This is a genomic window from Amycolatopsis sp. cg5, assembly GCF_041346955.1.
Lineage (GTDB): Bacteria > Actinomycetota > Actinomycetes > Mycobacteriales > Pseudonocardiaceae > Amycolatopsis.
Window position 1 is genome coordinate 1,290,856 of the sequence record NZ_CP166849.1, and the last position, 18,269, is coordinate 1,309,124.

14 protein-coding genes are annotated in these 18,269 nt (G+C 68.6%); 10 read left to right on the plus strand and 4 right to left on the minus strand.

Annotation, left to right across the window (positions count from 1 at the left end):
* Positions 1 to 58: 58 nt before the first annotated feature.
* The 4 genes from AB5J62_RS06310 to AB5J62_RS06325 all read left to right on the plus strand — a co-directional run bounded on the left by AB5J62_RS06310 (position 59) and on the right by AB5J62_RS06325 (position 5,073).
* A complete protein-coding gene (locus tag AB5J62_RS06310) occupies positions 59 to 1,294 on the plus strand; it encodes a PucR family transcriptional regulator (RefSeq protein WP_370947165.1) in 1,236 nt (411 codons plus the stop codon).
* 92 nt (positions 1,295 to 1,386) lie between these two features.
* On the plus strand, positions 1,387 to 2,946 hold the full coding sequence (locus AB5J62_RS06315) for an AMP-binding protein (RefSeq protein ID WP_370947166.1): 1,560 nt from the start codon (positions 1,387 to 1,389) through the stop codon (positions 2,944 to 2,946).
* Positions 2,947 to 3,061: 115 nt separating this feature from the next.
* Entirely contained in the window at positions 3,062 to 3,286 is a 225-nt protein-coding gene (locus AB5J62_RS06320; RefSeq protein WP_370947167.1) for a hypothetical protein, read from the plus strand.
* 218 nt (positions 3,287 to 3,504) lie between these two features.
* The gene (locus AB5J62_RS06325) at positions 3,505 to 5,073 is read left to right on the plus strand and encodes a hypothetical protein (protein WP_370947168.1); all 1,569 of its coding nucleotides are present in this window, start codon (positions 3,505 to 3,507) and stop codon (positions 5,071 to 5,073) included.
* A 39-nt stretch (positions 5,074 to 5,112) separates the two neighbouring features.
* Here the strand turns inward: AB5J62_RS06325 and AB5J62_RS06330 are convergent, their stop codons facing one another.
* The gene (locus AB5J62_RS06330; protein ID WP_370947169.1) at positions 5,113 to 7,272 is read right to left on the minus strand and encodes a discoidin domain-containing protein; all 2,160 of its coding nucleotides are present in this window, start codon (positions 7,270 to 7,272) and stop codon (positions 5,113 to 5,115) included.
* Between the two features lie 208 nt (positions 7,273 to 7,480).
* On the opposite strand from AB5J62_RS06330, the gene ligD reads away from it, so the two are divergent.
* Positions 7,481 to 8,431, plus strand: a complete 951-nt coding sequence (gene ligD / locus AB5J62_RS06335; protein ID WP_370947170.1) for a non-homologous end-joining DNA ligase — start codon at positions 7,481 to 7,483, stop codon at positions 8,429 to 8,431.
* On the opposite strand, the gene AB5J62_RS06340 is transcribed toward ligD, so the two are convergent.
* Entirely contained in the window at positions 8,412 to 8,864 is a 453-nt protein-coding gene (locus AB5J62_RS06340) for a GNAT family N-acetyltransferase (protein ID WP_370947171.1), read from the minus strand. The genes ligD and AB5J62_RS06340 overlap by 20 nt on opposite strands.
* A 127-nt stretch (positions 8,865 to 8,991) precedes the next feature.
* Here AB5J62_RS06340 and AB5J62_RS06345 point away from each other — a divergent pair, with 127 nt between their 5' ends.
* The 4 genes from AB5J62_RS06345 to AB5J62_RS06360 all read left to right on the plus strand — a co-directional run bounded on the left by AB5J62_RS06345 (position 8,992) and on the right by AB5J62_RS06360 (position 14,834).
* Positions 8,992 to 10,143 (plus strand): polysaccharide deacetylase family protein, encoded by a 1,152-nt coding sequence (locus AB5J62_RS06345; RefSeq protein ID WP_370947172.1) that lies wholly within the window; start codon positions 8,992 to 8,994, stop codon positions 10,141 to 10,143.
* Positions 10,144 to 10,243: 100 nt separating this feature from the next.
* Positions 10,244 to 12,310, plus strand: coding sequence for a sorbosone dehydrogenase family protein (locus AB5J62_RS06350; RefSeq protein WP_370947173.1), 2,067 nt, complete (start codon positions 10,244 to 10,246; stop codon positions 12,308 to 12,310).
* Positions 12,310 to 13,245, plus strand: a complete 936-nt coding sequence (locus tag AB5J62_RS06355; protein WP_370947174.1) for a LamG-like jellyroll fold domain-containing protein — start codon at positions 12,310 to 12,312, stop codon at positions 13,243 to 13,245. Before AB5J62_RS06350 ends, AB5J62_RS06355 begins: the two co-directional genes overlap by 1 nt.
* A 194-nt stretch (positions 13,246 to 13,439) precedes the next feature.
* Positions 13,440 to 14,834 carry a wax ester/triacylglycerol synthase family O-acyltransferase gene (locus AB5J62_RS06360; RefSeq protein ID WP_370950195.1) on the plus strand — a complete coding sequence of 465 codons (1,395 nt, stop codon included), beginning with the start codon at positions 13,440 to 13,442 and terminating at the stop codon, positions 14,832 to 14,834.
* Here AB5J62_RS06360 and AB5J62_RS06365 read toward each other — a convergent pair.
* Positions 14,812 to 15,399 carry a hypothetical protein gene (locus AB5J62_RS06365; RefSeq protein WP_370947175.1) on the minus strand — a complete coding sequence of 196 codons (588 nt, stop codon included), beginning with the start codon at positions 15,397 to 15,399 and terminating at the stop codon, positions 14,812 to 14,814. The genes AB5J62_RS06360 and AB5J62_RS06365 overlap by 23 nt on opposite strands.
* 216 nt (positions 15,400 to 15,615) lie before the next feature.
* On the opposite strand from AB5J62_RS06365, the gene AB5J62_RS06370 reads away from it, so the two are divergent.
* Positions 15,616 to 17,514, plus strand: a complete 1,899-nt coding sequence (locus AB5J62_RS06370) for a S8 family serine peptidase (protein ID WP_370947176.1) — start codon at positions 15,616 to 15,618, stop codon at positions 17,512 to 17,514.
* A 56-nt stretch (positions 17,515 to 17,570) separates the two neighbouring features.
* Here AB5J62_RS06370 and AB5J62_RS06375 read toward each other — a convergent pair whose 3' ends face one another.
* A complete protein-coding gene (locus tag AB5J62_RS06375; protein ID WP_370947177.1) occupies positions 17,571 to 18,224 on the minus strand; it encodes a hypothetical protein in 654 nt (217 codons plus the stop codon).
* Positions 18,225 to 18,269: the final 45 nt, after the last annotated feature.

The following is an 18,269-nucleotide window of genomic DNA, read 5'->3' on the forward strand; positions in this document are numbered from 1 at the left end:
GGCCGCCGGGACCATGCTGGACTGAGTCCGGTCCCGGCAGCCCGCAGGAGGTCCGTCGATGTCCCCGCCGCGCGAGGTTTCAGCCAAGGCCGCGAACCGGATCGACCTCGACGCCATCGTCACCTCGGTGCACGACGCCATCGCCACGCGGGTCTTCCCGGTCGAGGCCGCCGACACCGGGTTCGACCAGGTGCTGCGGCGGTGCGTCGGCACGAACATCGGGTCCTTGGTCGACATCGCGACCGGCCGGAAAACGGTCGAGGACACCGAATTCGCGCCGATACTGACCTTCGCCGGGCTCACCGCCGAGCTCGGTATGCCGTTCTCTTCGCTCGAGCGGGCCTATTGGGTCGGGCTGGAGCAGTTCTGGCAGCAGTGGCTCGCGCTCGCGTTCCTCGCGACGGACAGCGGCGACCACTCGATGGGCGGCGTCTTCGGCAATCCGACGCACGCGGTCTTCGCCTACTTCACCAAGGCCGTCGACCTGATCGGTGATCAGTACAAGACGGTGACCGACCAGCTGGCGAGCACCGGCGAGGACCGCCGCCGCGCGCTGGTGGAGGAGCTGCTCGACGGTGCCAAGCCGGAATACGGCCAGCTCCTCGACGACGTGCTCGGTTATCGGCTGCGTGCCTGTCATGTCTCACTGCTGATCGAAACCGGTGACCGGCACGAGGTCGTCCGCGCGGTCGCCACGTTGCGACAGCAGACCGGGGCGTGGGGCTCGCTGGTCGTCCAGCGCGGCGCGTCGAGCTGGGCCACCTGGCTCGGCTACTCGCGCAGGCAGGACGCCAAGGCGCTCACCAGGATCAAGCAAGCGGTTTCACAGCTGGGCATGCCGATGGCGATGGGCGGGCCCGCGAACGGGCTGGAGGGTGTCCGGCGCGCCCACGAGGAGGCGACCCGTGCCGCCGGGCTGCGGTCCACGCTCGCCTATCCCGGCGATTGCCTGTGGTACCGCGATGTCCGGCTCGAAGCGCTGCTGCTCGAAGACAAACGCGCCGCGCACCGCTTCATCGCCGAGGAACTGGGCGAGCTGGCCGAAGACAGCGAACGCGCCGACCGGATCAGGGAAACGCTGCTGATGTCGTTGTCGGCCGGTTCGCAGGCCAAGGCCGCCGCCGAACTCGGCGTGCACGAGAACACCGTGCGCATGCGGATCCGCGGCGCCACCGAGCTGCTGGGCGACGCGCTCACCGAACGCCGCACCGAGCTGCTGGTCGCGTTGCGGCTGCGGCGCGCGCTGGGCGCACCGGGGCAACCGGGTGACGCGTCGATGGAGGCCGCGGGCTGAGCCTGGATACTGTGGGATACCGCGCGTTCGTGGTGTCCCGGGTGTGCTTGTCCCACATGGGATCGGCGTGGCGTGCGACTTAGCGTTGAGTCATGTTCGACCACACCATCGGCAGTCTCGTCGAGCGGTGCGCGCTGGCGTATGGGCCGGAAATCGCGGTCGTGTGCGGGGAAACCCGGATCACCTACCGCGAACTCGTCAGCCGGATCCGGCGCGCGGGCCGGGCGTTGCGCGGGCTCGGGCTGGAAAAGGGCGACCGGGTCGCGATCCTGATGGAAGACCGGCCGGAGCTGCTCGACGTCTACTACGGCGCGTTGTGGGCCGGGCTGGTCGTGGTCCCGCTCAACACCCGGCTCAGTGCCGCCGACCACCAGCACATCCTCTGCGACTCCGGCGCGAGCGTGCTGGTCCACGACGCGGCGCACGCCGCGCGGGTGCGGGGGATCAGGGGCACGAGCGGGGTCGACGCGGTGGTCTGCGCCGACGCGGGCGCCGTGCTGCCCGGCGGCTACGCGCTGGACCGGCTGACGGCGGAGCGGTCCGACCGGCCTGGCTCACCCGGGGTGTGCCAGGACGACCTGTACGGCATCTACTACACGCTCGGCACCACCGGCCAGCCGAAGGGTGTCGTGCACAGCCACCGCACGATGATCGCGGTGCTGTTCAGCGAGCTGGTCGAACTCGGCCTCGGCGACCGCGACCGGTTCGCGCACGTCGCGCCGCTGACGCACGCGGGCGGCGGGTTCGTGCTGCCGGTGTGGATGCGCGGCGGCACCAACGTCCTCGTCGGCGGGTTCGACGCCGACGTGCTGGTCGAGGTGATCGCCCGCGAGCGGATCACCGCGACGCTGGTCGCGCCGGACCGGCTGTATCGGCTGGTGGACCGGATGTCCCAAGCCCGCGCGGAGGTGTCTTCGCTGAGCACGGTCGTCTACGGCGGCGCGCCGGTCGACCGGCGGCGGCTGCTGCACGCGATCGAGGAGTTCGGGCCGATCTTCGCTCAGCTGTATGGCCAGACCGAGGCGCCGAACCAGCTGACCGTGCTGACCAAACGGGACCACGCGGCCGCCGTGGCTTCCGGCGATCACACCCCGCTCTCGTCCTGCGGGCGCCCGGTCGCGATCACGGACCTGCGCATCGTCGACGGCGAGCGCGGCGAGGTGCCCGCCGGGCGCACCGGCGAGATCGCGGCCAGCGGGCCGCACGTGATGCTGCGGTACTGGAACCGGCGCGCGGAGACCGAGCACGCCCTGCGGGACGGCTGGCTGCTCACCGGTGACCGGGCGGTGGCCGACGACCGCGGTTTCGTCTACATCGCCAGGCGCGAGCGCGAACTGATCGTCGCGAACGGCTCGACCGTGCACGCGCGCGAGATCGAATCGATCTTGACCGCGCATCACGCCGTGCGCGAGGCGTGCGTGGTCGCTATTTCCGACCGGGGAATGGGCGACGCGCTGAAAGCCGTCGTGGTGCCGGATCCCGGTTCCCCGATCACGGAGGAAGACCTCGTCCACTGGGTGGCCGAGCGGGTCGGTGGGGTGTTCGTGCTCGTCGAGTTCGTCACCGCGTTACCGCATACTTCCTTTGGCGCATATGACAAAGAAGCGTTGCGTTCCGGTATGTGGGGCAGGAGCTCGCGGCAGGCGTGCTGATCGGCGAGACTTGTGACGCATAGACTTTAGTCTGTCGCTCGGTTGGTGGCTGATCGATCGCGCGGTGACGCTTTAATGTCTTTTCCGGCACCGTCGCCAGGCGAAGAAAAAGGGCTTGTTCCCGTATTCCGCCGTCGCGCTTTCCGTGCTGGTCGCGCCTGTCGCGTTCGCGGCGCCGTACGCCGGAAACCTGGGTCCGAAAGGCTCGGTGAAGGTGCAGATCGTCGACGTCGACACCGGCGGCAAGAAAGGCGACCTGAACCTCGACAAGGCCGCGTTCGCCAAAATCGGTGCGATCAACAACGGTATTGAGAAGATTTCCTGGGCCGTCGCGCCCTGAGCGGGCCCCGCTGGGCGGCCACCGCCCCGGCCGCCCAGCGGACTCCGCTCTTCCGATCATCCCGTCACTCGCTCGTGTCGGGAAACCACCCGGTGCGTTCACCGAAATGGAGCAACTGTTACGGGCGCTGATAAGGCATTCTCGCTTTACGGGGACGAATGTGTCGCAGCCGCCGCACAGTGAGCGCCAGACTGGACGAATACGCTGCGGGAGGGTGGATGGCCGGCGACGAAGAGCTGGTGCACCGGATACGGGACGCGATCAAGGGCATCGAGCCGGGTCTCCGGCGGCTGATGGCCGAGCACGTCCGGCTCACCGTGGAAAACGGTGTCCCGGTGGTCGGCACCGAACTCGCCGTCGCGGTCTGTGTTCCCGTCGCCGACGTCGACCGCCGTCTCACTCGCGCGCGCAAGGCCACCCACGAGGCGATCGCCAAGGCGGTGGGCGGCCCCGAGGCCGAGGCTTACGCCGGCTGGGCGCTGGGCCCCGGGCTCCTCGAATTGGCCGAGCGGGACGAGTCTCGCCGTGCCGCCGCGCTCGCGCTGCTCAAGCGGCGCGTCGGCGTGCTCCAGCGGGCAGGCGCGGTGACCGAGTTCGCGCGCCGCAACCCGCGGACCGTCCGGCGATCCGCGAACGCCGCCGCCGGGCTGATCGGGGTGCTGGTCGTCGGCGGAGTGCTGGTGCTGGCCCCGCACACCGTCCGGCAGGGCCAGGGCGCGCTCGCCGCCCCGCCCGGTGAGGCAGCGGCGCCGATCGCCGGTCACCCCGTGCTCCCGGACGTCCCCTCGGCGCCGGCCGCGTCCACCGGCGAGCCCGCGCCCGCCATGCCGTACCTGGCCGACGACCCGCCCGGCGGCGTCGCGCCGATCGTGCCGCCCGCGCCCACGGCGGCCGCTTCACCGCCCGAGGCGCCTGCCCCGCCGCCCGCGCGCAAGTGGGGCTACGCGCGGGTCGACAACGAGTACAGCCAGCCGCTGCAGGTCGAGCGACCGATGGCGGGCGACGGCGTGTGGGGGACCTGGCGCAAGGACGCCGACCAGGCGGGCCGCAAGGCCACGGTCACCCACCTCGCCGCGGGCGAGTACCGCGTGCGGCTGCCGGGTGTCGGCGCCGATGACGGCGTCGCGCACGTGACCGTCAACCACTGGGCCGCGGGCGCCGTCGTCTCCTGCGGTGTCCGTGAGACCGCGCCGGACGGCGACGACCAGCTGATCACCGTCATCTGCCGGTCCGCGACCGCGCCGGTCGACGTCAGGTTCGACATATTCTTCGCGCAAGGTTCCGCTGGTGACGTCCGTTCCGACGCCCCGGCCGTCCGGCACCCGGGGCCGGGCCGTTACCTCGTGCCGCCGATGACCGGCTACGCGCAGGTGACCCCGTACGGCGACGGCCACACTCGCTGCCAGGTGGTCTCGACCACCGAAATCGCTTGCCACGCAATAGAAACCGGCGCGCCGGCCGACAGCGACTGGCGGCTCGGCTCGGTGCGCGACCTGTCTTTCCTGCAGCACGGCACCGCGAAGCGGCTGGCGCCCGGCGTCCACGTCATCGGCTTCCTCGGCGTCAGGGGCGGCGACGTGCTGCAGGTGACCACACTTGGCTCGCAGCCGGGCTATTGCCGGGGTGTCGACCTGATCTCAGCAGGCCCCGTCGGCACGGCGGCGACGGTGTTCTGTGTGGACAGTGCGGGCAAACCCGCCGACCTCCGCTTCGGCGTCGCCATCGTCCGGCGCCCCGTGCGCACCGAATCCGGCTTCGGCGCCATCTACATCCAGCCAGGGTCGTGAGTGGTACGGCCGGTTAGAACCGGCCGTACCACTCACGACTTACCCCAGCTGGAGATAGTCGACGTTCGGGCCGCCGTTGACCGTGGTCGCGCTGAAGCGGACCTTGTTCACCCCGGCGGCCAGCGTGACCGGGATGGTCGCGGTGGTCCACGTCGTCCAGGCGCCGGTGCCGTTGAAGGCGACCGCCGATGCCACGGTCGTGCCGTTGACCGAGACGTCCATCGGGCGGTTGACCGTGGTCCCGTTGGCGTACCCGAGCTTCAGTGAAGCCGGGCCCGCCGTCGCCGCGTTCACCGTGAACTCGACGCTGCTGCCGACGGCGTTGTCGTAGTTCACGAACCCGGTGCCCGAGAAGCCCGCGTGGTTGGACTCGACCACGCCCGACGCGATCGTCGCGTCCTCGGCCTCGAGACGCGTCGGGTCCGGCGGGACCGTGCCGCCGCCTGCCGCGTAGTCGGAGCCGAGCCAGGCCTCGTCGACGCGCAGGCGGTTGTTGCCCTGGCTGTCGACCTTCTCCACCCGGACATGCCGTGCGGTCGTGCCGCTGGGCAGGTCGATGAACTGGACGCCGCGGTGGTTCGGCAGCGCGCCCGTCTTGATCGGGTTGCCCCAGTTGGTGCCGTCGTTGCTGACGTAGACGCGGTAGTTCTTGATCCGCGCCGAGCCCGAAGACGGATACGTCGTCGAGTCCTCACGCTGGTTCAGCGCGACGTACTGGACCTTGCGCGCCGAGCCCAGGTCGAAGCGCAGCGACGCGGGCTGGGTCGTCGAGGCGTCCCAGTACGTCAGGTAGCTGCCGTCCGCGGCGGCCGAGGCGGGGTGGCCACTGGCCGCGTTGCTCGAGCTCATCGTGTACGTCGACGACGGGATGATGCCCTCGCGGCCACTGGTCTCCACCTTGAAGACCGTGTCGTACTGGTCCCAGCTCGACACCCCGCTCAGCGTGAGCGAGCCACCGGACTGCGTGTGCGCGACCGTCGCGCCGGTGCGCAGGTTGGTCACCTTGGTGACCTTGTACCCGTTGTCCCGCACCGAAAGCGTGCTGCCCGACGGCGGCGTGATGACGTGGATGTAGTTCAGGTTCGGGTTGGTCTTGCTCACGGTCGTCACGCCGTGCGCGCCGTTGTTCCAGAAGCCCGGCTTGAGCCCGGCGTGGTCGTAGCCGCCGCCCCAGGTCCCGTCGATCGACTCCCAGATCTTGTCGAAGAACGTGTTCGCGGCGTTGTTGAACGCCTCCTGGTTCGACGGGAACTTCCCGTTCACCATGGCGGTTTCGGCCATCAGCGCCTTGACGTCCGAGCCCTTGTTGGTCAGGTACCGGCCGTACGTCAGCTTGTAGTCGACCGTGGAGTTCGTGCCGCTGTACCACCACGCGCCGGTGCTCGGCAGCTTGAAGCAGGCCTCGATCAGCCGCGGCGCGGCGGTGTAGACGGCCTGCGGGTAGTCATACGACGGCGTCATGCCGGTCTTCTGCTCGTTGCTGATCGTGTCCATGATCGGCGTGTCTTCGTTGTTGTTGCTCAGCACGTAGTTCGGGCGGTCCTTGCGGATGCGCTCGTAGAGCCCGCTGGACTCCCAGTACGCGTTGTCGTTGTCGATCCAGAACCCGGCGAGGTCCGGGTAGCGCTGCATGACCTCGACGAAGTTGTCGTAGCTGAACCGGCCGAAGCCGTCGCGCTGGGTCAGGTCGACGTTGCTTCCGTGGTACTTCGAGTACGCGGCCGAGTCGAGCCACTCGTGGCCGCCTTCGTTGTGCCACTGCGGATCGTCGGTCATGTAGTTGATGACCTTGACGCCCTGCGCCTTGCCTGCCTCGATCAGCTCACCGAGGAAGTCCCGCTTGGTGGAACAGCTGCCGGGGATGTTCGACGGCCACGCCCGCGCGTAGCCGAGGCGCGAGTGGAACGAGGCCAGCACGACGTACTGCGCGTGCAGTTTCTTGGCCTCGTCGATCCAGTACTTGGCGTTCCAGCCGCCGTTCGTGACGGCGGATTCCCAAGCGCCGCAACTGGTGTAGCCCGGCGAGGTGCGCATGCCCCAGTGCAGGAACAAGCCCGCGGTGGACGCGCGCAGCCAGTCCTGGCGTGGATGCTGCAACTCGGCGTTGGCGGTCGCCGGGGCCAGCCCGGCGACGAGCAGGAGCGTGGCCAGCAGAATGCCGACACGACGGAATAGGGCGTACTTCTTCGTACCCAGCACGAACTGCCTCCTGACAGACGTCCCCTGCGGCGGAGAGAAGACGTGCTCGACGGTTTCAGAGAGGTATGTACGCCAGCAGGCCCGCGCTGGGCAAGAGGTGATCCGATGTCTGGCGGGAATACGTCCTGAACTGTACCGATAAAGGGTCCGAATGAGCTGATGTTTCGCGCGAAACGCACCGAGTGCCCGAATGTGGCATCGTGGGGCGATGACCAGCGACGAGGTGCGTGACGGGGTATCGCTGACGAGCCTCGGCTCGGCACTGTTCGACGGCGCGGACGCGACGAAACGCGACCTCGTCGACTACCTCGACGCCGTCCGCGACCGCGTACTCCCGTGCCTGGCCGACCGGCCGCTCTCGGTGCTGCGCGTCCGTCCCGGTCAGGCGCCGTTCATGCAGAAGAACGCCGCCAAGTACACCCCGGACTGGGTGCGCCGGGCCTCGATGTGGGCCGAGTCGTCCCGCCGCGAGGTCTCCTACGTCGTCTGCGACGACCGCAAAACCCTGCTGTGGCTGGCGAACCAGCGCTCGATCGAGTACCACGTCCCGCTCGCGCGGATCGGCGAGTCCGGCCCCGATCACCTGGTGATGGACCTCGACCCGCCCGAGGGCGAGGCGTTCGGCGTGGTCGTCCGCGCGGCCTTCCTGGTCCGCCAGGCGCTGGCCGATCTCGGGCTCGAAGGCGTCGTCAAGACCAGCGGCGCCAAGGGACTGCACATCTTCGTCCCGCTCGAACCGCAGGGCGTCGAGGACGTCGCCGCCGCGACGCGCGCGCTCGCCGCGCAGGCCGAGCGGATCGACCCCGCGCTCGCGACCACGGCCTACATCAAGGAAGACCGCGGCGGGAAGGTGTTCCTCGACGCGACACGGGCGGGCGGCGCGACCGTGGTGGCCGCCTACAGCCCGCGGATCCGGCCCGGCGCCTCGGTGTCGTTCCCGGTGGCCTGGGACGACCTCGAGCAGGTCAGCCCGCGCGACTTCACCATCAAGACGGCGCCGGCGCTGCTGGGCGAGCGTGACCCGTGGGCCGAGTCCATGCCCGCCCCGCAGCGCCTGCCCGACGACCTCGTCGCCGAGGGGCACACCATCCCGATCGCCAGGGTGGTGGCCATGCACGAGGGCAAGCGCCGGGCGAAGGCTAGAGAGAAACAGTCATGATCGGCAGCGAGCGGCCGGGGGACACCTCGTGCTCACCGGTGCGCACCGCGCCCATGTGCCGGTAGAACGGCTCGGCGTTCGGGTCGGCCTCGAGATCGAGGCTCTCGAAACCCTTCGCCTTGGCCGAGGCCAGCGCGTGCTCCCACAGCCTGCGCCCGAGCCCGGTGCCGATCGCGGCAGGCTCGAGGAACAGGTCGGCCAGCTCGCCCTCCGGCGGCTTCCCGTCGAGCCGGTAGAAGCCGAGCAGCTCGCTGTCGCGTTCGGCGACCACGACCAGGTCGTCCCGGATCTGGTGCGGATGGACGACCAGGATGTCGCGGACCCGGTCGAGGAACTCCTGGCTGTAGCCCCAATGCGCCTTCGACCGGCGCGACAGCTCGGTGACGGCGTCCGCCTCGTGCGGCTGGGCTGGACGTAGCCGGATCTCGCTCATGCCTTGATTTTTCAAGCCGCGTCAAATGGTTTCCACGAGCGGCAACTTCCGGCCACGGCGACGCGAATCCCGGCCAGGCTGTGGGAGCATCCGATCGACATGGCCCGGCTTCCTTGGGGGGATCGGTATGTTCACCGCGCTCACGATCGCGGCCGTCACCGCGCTGAGTTCGCTCACCGCGCCGGTGGCCGCGCCCGCGAAGACCGGGTGTGCCGGCTACGTCGCGCTGACCTTCGACGACGGCCCGTCGTACTACCGGCCGCAGACCTTGCAGGTCCTGCGGGACAAGCGGGTGCACGCGACCTTCTTCGACAACGGCGTGCGGGTCGACGCGAATCCCCGGGTCCCGGCGTTCCAGGCCGCCGAAGGCCATGTCCAGCTCAGCCACACCTACCTGCATCCGTATCTCCCCGAACTGCCCGCGGCCGCGGTCGTCAAGGAGGTGCGGCGGACCGAACAGGCGCTCGTCCGCGCGGGCGCGCCGATGACGTTCAAGGGGGTCCGGCCGCCGTACACCGTGGCGGACCCGGCGACCAGGGCGACGCTCACCTCGCTGGGTTACACGATCTTCGCGGCGGAGGACGGGGAGTGGATCCTCGCCGAGGACTGGAACCCGGTCAGGACGGCCGCCGAGATCAGGGACACGGTACTCGCCGCCCTCCGGCCCGGCCTGCTGATCGGGCTGCACGACGGCCCGATCGACACCCCGGCGGGCGCCTCCACCGTCGCCGCGGTGCCGCAGATCATCGACGGCGCCCGCGCGCTCGGCTATTGCTTCGGCGTGCTCGGCGCCGACGGCCGCATCGCGCCGAGCGAATACGTGCCGTCGGCGCGGAATGTCCCGCGTATCGGGAACCCGGTTCCTTATCTGCCGTTGTCATTCCCCGGAAACGTGCCGGGCGCGCATGAGTTCATCAAGAGCCCATTAAGCCTCGAAACGCGACATTTCCCCGCCGTCTTCCCGGCGGGCGGGACGGGTGTGTTCCGGGTGACGCTCGGCAGCCATGGCCGGGAGGGCGCCGACGGGAGTGTGCAGTCGGTGGCCTTCGAACCGCTGGTGGGGCTGACGCCGGTGAAAGCCGCGGGGGAGGGCTGGACCTGCATGGTCGACAGGTGCACCCGTAACGATGTTCTCGCGCCACACAAGGCTTATCCGCCGATCGACTTCACCGTGAGCGTCGATCCCGGCGTCACGGGAAAGCTCACCGCGAACGTGAGTTCGTACGGTCACGGCGCCTCGTGGCAGGTGTCCGAGGTCGAGGAAGTTCGCGTCCGTTAGGCGCTTGCCTATGCCGCTTTGGTCTCTGTATGGTCTGAAATCCGCCGTGTGAAAGCGCTTTCAGAATCAGGTATTCAGACTGCACAGAGTGGTGGGGCGAATGTCCAGATCCAGACCGTGCTTACTGGCCATGCTCGTCACCGTACTGGTGACCGGCTTGATCACGCCGTCGGCACACGCCGATGAGCAAGTGCTCGATCCCTTGCCGACACCGGCCGTCTCCGGCCTCGGCCTGACGCTCAAGGAGATCGCGACCCTCCCGAAGTCCGAACCGGTGCCCGCGCCGACCGACAGCCGGTTGAAACGCTGGAACCGGATCAACTACCTCGGTGAGCTGCCGGACCACTCGGGCCGGTTGTACGTGCCCGACCTCAACGGCAAGCTGTACTTCCTGAAAGACGGTCAGCAGCACGTCTACCTCGACGTCGGCGCGGAAGCCGCCGGCGCCGACTTCTACACGCACAAGGGCCTCGGCAGCGGCTTCGGCTTCGTCGCCTTCGACCCGCGGTTCGCGAAGAACGGGCGGTTCTACACCATCCACACCGAGGCGTGGGGCGCGCTGACCAGCAAGAAGCCCGACCTCGCGTATCCGGAGCAGCAGACGGCGCAGGGCGTGCTCACCGAGTGGACCGCCACCGACCCGAAGGCCGACGTCTTTTCCGGCACGCACCGCGAGGTGCTGCGCCTCGGGTTCGAAGGCCAGCTGCACGGCATCCAGGAGATCGGCTTCAACCCGACCGCGCACTGGTGGGACGCCGACTACGGCCTGTTGTACCTGGCCGTCGGCGACGGCGGCGTCGGCACGAAGAACTCGGTTCCGCAAGATCTCCTTATGCCGCAAGGAAAGATCCTCCGCATCGACCCTCGTGGCACGAACAGCGCCAACGGCAAGTACGGCATTCCGCGCGCGAACCCGTTCGTGGGCAAGGCGGGCGTGCTCGGTGAGATCTACGCGTCCGGCATGCGTGACCCGTACCGCTTCAGCTGGGACCCGGCGGGCTGGCGGCACCAGATGTTCCTCGGGCACATCGGCGAGAAGGCCGTCGAGTCGGTCTACGAGATCACGCCGGGCGCCAACCTCGGCTGGAGTGAGCGGGAAGGGCCGTTCCTCTACAAGCGCGGCGATCCGAGCTGCGGTGTCTTCCCGCTGCCGCCCGACGACGCGAAGTTCGGCTACACCTACCCGGTCGCCGCGTTCGACCACAACCGGCTCGCCAGCCAGAAACCCTGTGCCGACAGCGGAAACGCGCTCATGGGCGGGTTCGTCTACCGTGGACACAAGCTCGACGGCCTGTACGGCAAGTACCTCTTCGCCGAAGGGGTCAGCGGCACGGTGCTCTACAGCGACGTGCGCCAGATGCGGATCGGCGCGCCGCTGGCGAAGGTCCAGCAGCTGATGCTCTACAACGAGGCGGGCAAGCGCGTCACCATGCAGGAACTCGCCGGCGACCCGCGGGTCGACCTGCGCTTCGGCCAGGACCAATCGGGCGAGTTGTACTTGACGGCCAAGGCGAACGGCAAGATCTGGAAGATCACCGGCACCCGCCGGTTCGCGGACTGCCGCGTCGGGCACACCGAGGTCTCGCACGCCACGAGCGCCAGGGACTGGGCGCCGGTCACCCCGGCGAAGTGGCAGTTCCCCGGCCGCGAGGTCGTGCTCGCGCAGGCGGGGGAGCAGCGGCCGGGACCGCGCAGGCCGTTCGAGTACGCCGTGCTGACCAAGGGGCCGGTGTTCGGGTCCGTGCGGATCGACGCCGAGGTCCGGCTGGACACCCCGGTCGACATCCCCAACCGCGACGTGATCATCGTGTTCGGCTACCAGTCGGATACGCAGTTCTATTACGCGCATCTCTCGCAGGACAACACGATCTATCCGCACAACGGGATCTTCGCGGTCAACAACGCCGACCGGCTCCGCATCGACGACCAATGGGACGCCGCGCGTTCGGTCGGCGCGCTGCCCGCGGTCAAAGACGCGCGGTGGCATGACGTCGAAGTGACGCACTGCGCGGCGACCGGCGAGATCGCGGTCTACGTCGACGGCTCCGACGCGCCGCTGATGACCGCGATCGACCCCACGTTCAAGTCCGGCCGGGTCGGCTTCGGCTCGTTCGACAACATCGGGCGCCTGCGCGACCTGACCGTCACCGGCACCAGGGAGAAATGATGAAACGGCTTTTGGCGTTGCCGCTGGCGGTGGTGCTCGGCTTGTCGCTGGCGGTTCCCGCCCAGGCGAGTGTGGAGCACTGGCCTCGCGGTGTTTTCCCGACCCTGTCAAGGAATCTGGTCGCTTACTACGACTTCGAGCACCCGGTGAAGGGGCAGCCCGCGCAGGAGGCCGACCAAGGGCGGTCCGGCACGACCATCAACCTCGTCAACGGCGGCGCGGCCATGCGCGTCCGCGACGGCGTATCCAGCCGGAACTCGTTGCAGGTCAAGCAGGTCAACCCGACGGCGAAGGGCACCGACGACTGGAAGGCCGGGCTCTACACGCCGGGTGGCCAGCCGACGCTCAAGGCGTTCAACGGCGCCAAAGAGGCGACGATCATGGGCTGGGTCAAGATGACCGGCGAGAACCCGAGCCCCAACCCGGGGTCGTCCACCCCCGGCGCCCGCTACGGCGCGGTCGGCCTGGTCGGCCTGCTCTCGGGCAACTCCGACGGGCACGCCGTCCGCGCGCTGCTCGAACTGATCAACGTCGACGGCAAGCTCCACCTGGTCGCGCTCGGCAGGCGGGTCGACGGCGCCGCGTCACAGACCTTCGCGGCCACCGAGGACTGGCAGAAGTTGTTGCCGCTCAACGAATGGGTGTTCCTGGCAGCGACGTTCGACTACGACAACGGCACGATGGCCCTGTACCGCAACGGTGAGCCGGTCGACGGGTTCTACGTCGACAAGGGCGACCCGTGGGCCGTCGCGGGCGAGCCGGAGCCGGACCTCGCGTCGGCGACCAACCCGCTCGGCATCAAGATCGGCGGCAGCTTCCCGCAGAACACGCGCGAGGGCAACCCGTGCAACTGCCGCATGGACGACCTGATGTTCCTCGACCGCGCCGCGCGGCCGTGGGAGGTCCGCCTCCAGTACCTCTGGGCGAGGCTTTAAGGACTCGTGAGTGGTATGGCCGGTTCTAACCGGCCATACCACTCACGACCCCTGGAGTGTCCACAAAGGACTTGTTCGGGGGCGAACGGGTGACCCCGGTCACCGGCATAAGCGCAGGTGAGGCGCACATCTCACCGGTTTGGTCCCTCGCCGTGACCTGCCCTTGACCTTTACAGTTGACGGCTGTGGATCGAATGAGCGCGATGGACGCGGGTTTCTATTTTGTCGAGGACGAGAACGTGCCGATGCACGTCGGGTCGGTGCTGGTGTTCGAGGGCCCCGCGCCGTCGTACGGCGATGTCATCCGGCGGCTGCTGTCGAAGCTGGACGGGGTGCCCCGGTACCGGCAGCGGGTGAAGAGCCTGCCGTTGCACGTCGGCCGCCCGGTCTGGGTGGACGATGATCACTTCCAGATCCTGTACCACGTCCGGCACACGGCGGTCCCGGCTCCCGGCAACGACGACCAGCTGCGCAACCTGGCCGGTCGCGTGTTCGCGCAGCGGCTCGACTTCGCGAAGCCGCTGTGGGAGATGTGGCTGGTCGAAGGACTCGAAGGCGGCCGCTGGGCGCTCATCTCCAAGGTCCACCACTGCATGATCGACGGCGTCGCGGGCACCGACCTGATGCAGATGCTGCTCGACTTCCGGCCGGACGCCACCGAGATCGGCGAGGTTACCGAGTGGAAGCCGGAGCCTGCACCGTCCACCTTGGACCTGGTCGGGTCCGGGCTCAAGGACGCGGTCACCACCCCGGTCAAGCACCTCTCGGCCATCCCCGGGCTCGCGCGCAGGCTGCGCAGCTCGTCGGAGCTGCTCGACGTCGGCCGCGCGCTGGCGGGCAGCCTGCCCGGCACCGTCAAGCGGCTCACCACCCGCGCGGCGACCTCGCTCAACGGGCCGATCGGGCCGCACCGGCGCTGGGTGTGGGCGAAGGCGGACCTCGCGGAGATCAAGCAGATCCGGAAGGTCACCGGCGGCACGGTCAACGACGTCATCCTCACCGCGATCAGCGGCGGCTTCCGTGACCTGCTCGAAAAGCGCGGCGAGCTGACCGACGGCATGGTCGTGCGGACCATGGTGCCGGTGTCGATGCGGTCGAAGGACGAGCACAACAAGCTCAACAACCGGGTGAGCGCCGTGCTGGTCAACCTCCCGGTCAGCGAGGCGGATCCGCTCAAGCGGCTCGCCGCCGTCCGCGCGCAGATGGACGACCTCAAGGGCAGCCGCCAGGCCGCCGGCGCGGACGTCATCACCGGGCTCGGTGACTTCGCCGCGCCGACGCTGCTGGCGCTCGGCTCGCGCACCGCGATGCGGTTCCCGCAGCAGCTGCTGCAGACCGTCACCACGAACGTGCCGGGCCCGCGCGTGCCGCTCTACTTCCTCGGCAGGCCGATGACCGAGATGTACCCGTACGTGCCGATCGCCAGCACGCTGCGGATCTCGATCGGCATCTTCTCCTACCTCGACCAGATCACCTTCGGCGTCAACGCGGACTTCGACGGCGTGCCCGACGTCCAGCTGCTCGCCGACGGCATCCGCGGCGGGTTCGACTCGCTGCTCGCCGAGGTCAGCCGGCCAGCTTCTTCATGATCGCTTCGGTGGTCGACTTGGCCTTGTCCTGAAGTTCCTGCTCGTTCGACGGCCAGCCGGTGGCTTCCCTTCCGAAGCCGCCGGCGTTGACCGTCAGCACGAGCGTGCCGTGGTGCACGACGTACTTGTACAACCATTGATCAGCGGGTTTCCACGGCGCTTTGTCGTCGTGCTCGCGGTAGAGGTGCGCGGTGGTGCCGAGGCCTTTGACGTCGATGACCGTCTTTTCTTCGCTCGCGGCGTCCGCTTTCGCGTCGGTGACGCGGAAATCGTCGTACATCTTCTTGGCCGCTTCGGCCGACGGGTGGATGGCGATGAACGTGTTCACGAGCAGATAGCCGTGCGCGCCGTCGAAAGTCCATTTGCAGGCACCGCCTTGGAGGCCTGGCACGAGCTTTTCGGCCTCGCCCTTCGCCGAGGTGTCGCCGGTGAGGGTGGTGTACAGGGTGGTGTCGGTCGCCGAACAGGCGTCACCGGTCAGTTTGTAAGCGGGTGGCGGAGTGTCTTCCGTGCCGCAGGCGGTGAGTGCGGCGAGTGTCATGGCCAGGAGGGCGGCGCGAATCATTGCGCGCATCCTTCCGGTCCCGATCAGTGGCCAGTACGGCAATTCTGCCGTCCCCGTTAACAGTTACTACGCCATTTCCCCTGGTTGGACAATAACCTCCTGGGCCGTTCGGCGGCTGATCAACTGGCAATTCGCCGGTAATGTCTGATCCGCGTCCCCGCTGATCCCCGGAGGTAATTCATGCCACGGAAGAGGTCTGCCCGTTTACTGGCGCCCATGCTGGGCGTAATCCTGCTGAGCACCGCACTGCCCGCCGTAGCGGATGCCGCGACGCCCGCCGAAACCCGGCTCATTCACTTGGCCGGACGGACTTTCGACCCGCTCGCGCAGCGGTCGGCTCCGATATCGGCAGGCTGGCGAGGCGCTTACCTGCTGCAAGTCCGCGACGGTCTCACCGACACGCAGCGACAGAAACTGCGCGGACTCGGTGTGCGAATCGGTTCCTATATCCCCGATTTCGCCTACGTCGTGCGCATGTCCGAAAAAGCGCGGAAATCGGTCTCGGAATTGGAATTCGTCCGCTGGGTCGGTGAATACCGCGCGTCGGACAAGGTCGAACTTTCCATCGCGTCGGCCGGTCGTTACCTCGTCACGCTGGTCGAGACGGACACGGCCGACCAGCGCGTGATCGCCGAGCAGATCCTGCGGCTCGGCGGAGGAGTCGAGGCGATCTCGGAGAGCGGCCAGCACATCGTCGCCATGCTCGGCGCGGGCCAGGCTTCGGCGCTCGCCCAGTCGCCGGCGGTGCTCGCGGTCGGCGCGGTCTCCGATCCCGAGACGGACATGGCGAACGCCCGCGAGGCAGGCGGCGCGAATTACCTGGAGTCGGTGGCCGGGTACCGCGGGCAGGGCGTGCGCGGCGAGGTGATGGACGGCGGAGTGCGTGCGACGCACCAGGAATTCCAGGCCAAGCCGGTACTCCTGCACGGCTCGAACTCGACCGACACCGGCCACGGGACCTCGACCTACGGCGAGATCTTCGCGTCCGGGGTGAGCGCGCCGCACCGAGGCCTGCTGCCGGAAGGGCAAGGCATCTTCGCCACCAACAACAAGTCCGACCGCTACGGCCACACGAAACAGCTCGTCGACCCGGCGGGCCCGTACCGCGCGGTGTTCCAGAGCAACAGCTGGGGCGGCGGCCTGACCACGGCGTACACCTCAGTGTCGGCCGAGATGGACCGGATCGTCTTCGATCACGATCTGCTGATCTGCCAGTCGCAGAGCAACGCGGGCTCGACGCAGTCACGACCGCAGGCGTGGGCGAAGAACGTGCTCTCGGTCGGCGGCCAGTACCACTACAACACGCTGAGCCGCACCGACGACAAGTGGAACGGCGGCGCCAGCATCGGCCCGGCGGCCGACGGCCGCATCAAGCCGGAACTGTCCAACTACTACGACCGCATCGACACGACGTCGTCGTCGAGCAACACCTCGTACACGGCCTCGTTCGGTGGCACGAGCGGCGCGACCCCGATCACCTGCGGTAACGCGGGCCTGCTGTTCCAGATGTGGGCGGACGGCGTCTTCGACGGCGGACCGGGCAAGGCGCGTGACGTCTTCGCCGGCCGCCCGCACGCGGCGACCGCGAAAGCGTTGCTGATCAACGGCGCCGACCAGTACCCGTTCACCGGCACCACGAGTGACATGACCCGCACGCATCAGGGCTGGGGCACCGCGAACCTGCGCACCCTGCACGAAGCCGCGAAGGCGAACGGCTGGAAACTCCCGGTGCTGGTCAACGAGACCGATCTGCTGAGCACCGGCCAGTCGAAGAAGTACACGGTGAACGTCAGCGCGGCCAAGCCGTTCAAGGCGACGCTGGCCTACACGGACCCGGCGGGCTCACCGAGCGCTTCGGTCGCGCGGGTCAACGACCTGAGCCTGAAGGTCACCGCGCCGGACGGGACCGTGTACTACGGCAACAACGGCTTGCGCGCGGGCAACTTCTCGACTTCGGGCGGCGTGCCGAACACGGTCGACACCGTCGAGAACGTCCTGCTGCAGAGCGCGGCCGCGGGCACCTGGACCGTCGAGGTCCTCGCGACCCAGGTCAACGTGGACGCGCACAAGGAGACCGCGGCCACGGACGCCGACTACGCGCTGGTCGTCTCCTAGCACCCGGGATAAAGCGGGCTTTACTCCGCGGAGTAAAGCCCGCTTTATCGCGTTCGTCAGCAGGAGACGTCGACCTTGGCGCCGGACTTGAAGGACACGTGGACGTGGTCCATGTGGTTGGCCGTGGCGCCGCCGCGGTCCTCCATGGTGTCCCAGCCGCTGCCGTCGTTGTAGCGCTGCCGCCAGATGACGTAGCTGACGCCGAAGTCCTTCTGGTTCGCCAGCACGTAGTCGGCGACCTGGTTGCCGGTCGCGGTGTCGACCATGAAGTCGAGCGCGAGGCCCGACGGGTGGTCGCTCGCGCCGGAGCGGCTGGCGACGCCGCCGACCTCGTCGATGCCGAACTTGGCCTTGACGTGGTTGCCGACCTGCGCGACGTAGGGCTTGGTGCCGCTCAGGCTGGTCGAGCACTCCTTGGGCGGGGGAGCCTTCTTGACCGGCGCGCTCGTCTTGGGCTGCTCAGTGGTGGTGGGCGACGGTGTCGAAGTCGGGGTCGGGGTGGCCGACGACGAGGGAACCGAGGACGACGTGGTCGGCGCGGCGGTGTGCAGCGGGGCCTGCAACGCCATGTTCGCGCCGCCGTTGGCGACGGCTTCGCCGCCTGGGCCGCTGGTGAGCCAGAACGTCAGAGCGAGCCCTGCGGTCACTGAAGTCGCGATTCCGGTCGGCAACTTCCACGCCACGGGCTTCTTGCTATGTCGGCCTGCCATTTTCTGCTCGCTTATCCGGTCGGGGATTCTCGGGGCGAGCCGAGT